The organism is Streptomyces sp. NTH33 (assembly GCF_003236365.1).
Lineage (GTDB): Bacteria > Actinomycetota > Actinomycetes > Streptomycetales > Streptomycetaceae > Streptomyces.
This window is the reverse complement of record NZ_POTZ01001172.1, coordinates 1-388: the sequence shown is the minus strand read 5'-3', so window position 1 is coordinate 388 and position 388 is coordinate 1. Positions and strand designations below refer to the sequence as shown.

Below are 388 nucleotides of genomic sequence, written 5' to 3'. Positions count from 1 at the left end.
GATCGTGAGCGTATTGGTGAATTGCACGAAGGTGCATTGCTGGTACTTTCACAGGGACGAGTCGTCGATATCGATGACGCGGTGGTACGTCATCTGCACGGTGTGCGGCAAGGGATTAATCTACCGTTACGGCTGGAAGGTGAAATTGTCGGCGTAATTGGCCTGACAGGTGAACCAGAGAATCTGCGTAAATATGGCGAACTGGCCTGCATGACGGCTGAAATGATGCTGGAACAGTCGCGGTTGATGTACTTGTTGGCTCAGGATAGCCGTTTGCAGGAGGAACTGGTGATGAACCGATTCAGGCAAAGGAGAATACTCCCGCACTTACTGAATGGGCGCAACGGCTGGGGATCGATTTCAATCAACCGCGAGTGGTGGCTATTGT

Annotated in this window: 1 pseudogene; it reads left to right on the top strand. The window is 52.1% G+C overall.

Annotated features, from left to right (window positions below):
• A pseudogene (locus C1I97_RS39040) lies at positions 1-388 on the top strand (sugar diacid recognition domain-containing protein); the annotation flags it as partial.